Below are 2,576 nucleotides of genomic sequence, written 5' to 3' on the forward strand. Positions count from 1 at the left end.
GGTCAATCTTCTTCGGCATGACGCCATCCTCTCAACTCGAAAAGATGCGGCACCAAACCTGGGACGGTTCAAGCGGCGCTAGGCGAGTCTGATTGCTGCGTCGATCTATGGGGTGAGGGCAGTGGCCGACATCGCGGTCCGAACTATCGCGGTCCGAACTATCGCGGTCCGAACCTACCGGAGTCCGAAAGTACCGCGGTCCGAAACTATCTGATGCGCATCTTCTACAATGAGGATGCGCGTATGCACATGCATACGCACACGCACACTCCTTGGACGCCGTAGCGAGCTTCCGGGCAGACGGTCGCAGACGTCGTCCCCCTGGCTCGTTTCCCCGCCCATCAAAAAATGAACGACCGCGGACTAGCTCGGATCAAGGCGACATCCCCTCAGCATCATGACGCGCTTGTGATGCAACTGAATATAGGAAGCTTAGAGATGACGCAACCAGGACAGACCACCACGACTTCGCACGAAGCGATCGATGCGTTCAAGAGAATCGTCGGCGACGAACATGTACTGACCTCTGAGCGTGCCACGATGCCATTCAGCAAAGGCTATCGATTCGGCGGAGGACCAGTCTTCACCGTGGTGCGCCCCGGCACGCTGGTCGAGATGTGGCGGGCGCTGCAGGTATCCGTCGACAACAACCTCATCGTCATCCCGCAGGCATCGAACACGGGCCTGACTGGTGGATCCGGCCCCGGCTTCCAAGACTACGATCGCCCCATTGTGATCATCTCGACTCACCGCATCGATGAGGTGCACCTCATCAACGACGCGCGCGAGGCGATCTCGCTCGCGGGCACCCCGCTGACACACCTGACCGACGCGCTCGCCAAGCACCAGCGCGAGCCGCACTCGGTGATCGGGTCGACATCAATCGGCGCCTCGGTCATCGGCGGCATCGCGAACAACTCGGGCGGCAGCCAGATTCGCAAGGGTCCGGCATTCACGCGCGAAGCGATCTTCGCCCGCGTCAACGACGACGGCAAGGTCGAGCTGGTCAATCACCTGGGCATCTCGCTCGGAGACGACCCTGAGGTCGCACTCGACCGTCTACAGCGCGGCGAGTGGTCTCCCGAGGATGTCACCCCAGCTCCCGAAGACTCGAACGAGACCGAGTACGCCGAGCACTTGCGCAAGATCGTGCCTTCGCCTGCTCGCTACAATGCGAACCCCGAGTACCTGTTCGAGGCATCCGGCTCGGCCGGCAAGCTGATGGTGTTCGCGGTGCGCACCCGCACCTTCCCTCGCGAAGTGCACCCGACCGTGTTTTACATCGGCACGAACAACACGCACGAGCTCGAAGAGATCCGTCGGTTGTTCCTCGAAGCCGACATGCCGCTGCCTATCTCTGGTGAGTACATGGGCCGCAGTGCCTTCGACTTGGCCGAGAAGTACGGCAAAGACACCTTCGTCTTCCTGAAGTTCATGAGTCCAGCGCTGCAGACGCGCATGTTCTCGTTCAAGACGTGGGCCAACGGCTTGTTCTCGAAGATTCCCGGCATTGGTCCGACCTTCGCCGACACGGTATCGCAAGCCATGTTCAGCGTGCTGCCCAACCAGCTGCCCAAGCGCATGATGGAGTACCGCAACCGTTTCGAGCATCACCTGCTGCTCACCGTCAGCGAGTCGCAGAAGGCCGCGAGCGAGAAGATGCTCAAGGAGTTCTTCGAAGAGCCCGAGCACACTGGTGAGTTCTTCATCTGCACGTCTGATGAAGAAAAGAGCGCGTCGCTCAACCGGTTCGGCGCGGCCAGTGCCGCCACTCGCTACGCCGCGTTGAAGCGCCGGCACATCGCAGGGCTCATCCCCATCGATGTGGCCCTGCGTCGCGACGATTGGAACTGGCTCGAGGTGCTGCCGGAGGAGATCGACGACCAGCTTGAGGTCAAGGCGTATTACGGGCACTTCTTCTGCCATGTGATGCACCAGGACTATGTCGCCAAGCAGGGCGTGGATCCCGAGGCGCTGCACGACCGCATCCAGCACCTGCTGGAGGAGCGCGGCGCGAAGCTGCCCGCCGAGCACAACTACGGTCGCATCTACAAGCTGCCGGAGTCCATGGAAGAGCACTTCAAGGAGCTCGATCCGACGAATACGTTCAACGCCGGTATCGGCGGCACGTCGCCGCACAAGGACTGGGCCTAAGTCCCCAAGGTAGCGCGACGCCGTGAGAGCCTGAGGGATGTCTTATCCATCTCGGGTGGACCTAGGGCTCGACTCCCTAGGTCCACCGGGACGGATGAGTCGAGACATCGGTCAGAGGCTGGGCAGGCCATAGAATCGCGTGGCGGCGAGGGCCGCGCCCGGTCCGAGAACGGGTCATCGCCTCACGCCGTCAGCTGACCCGCGACGGCCGGCACACCGGCGAAATCCTCGCCACCGGCCACATCGACGAGCCCGGAGGCTATTGCTGAAACACATTGCCTGAACATATTGGGCTCTTCACAATTCGGGGTGTAGGTGTGGTCTGAATCTGCCGGTCTCCAGGAGCGATCTGGCGATGTAGTTGGTGAGGTTGCGGAAGCCGAGGGCCAGGCCACGCAGGTGCTCGAGGCGACCGTTCACGG

Annotated in this window: 1 protein-coding gene; it reads left to right on the forward strand. The window is 61.6% G+C overall.

The genetic code is table 11. The annotated features are described in order from the left end of the window. The first annotated feature begins 438 nt into the window (after positions 1–438). Positions 439–2,154 carry a D-lactate dehydrogenase gene (gene dld / locus RF637_RS13700; protein WP_368845116.1) on the forward strand — a complete coding sequence of 572 codons (1,716 nt, stop codon included), beginning with the start codon at positions 439–441 and terminating at the stop codon, positions 2,152–2,154. Positions 2,155–2,576: the final 422 nt, after the last annotated feature.

Origin of the sequence: Kocuria sp. CPCC 204721, from assembly GCF_040980945.1 — a bacterium.
Lineage (GTDB): Bacteria > Actinomycetota > Actinomycetes > Actinomycetales > Micrococcaceae > Kocuria > Kocuria marina.

Bases quoted from the DNA above. Each gene is read 5' to 3' on its own strand.
- dld (WP_368845116.1), top strand. From the start codon at position 439: ATGACGCAACCAGGACAGACCACCACGACTTCGCACGAAGCGATCGAT.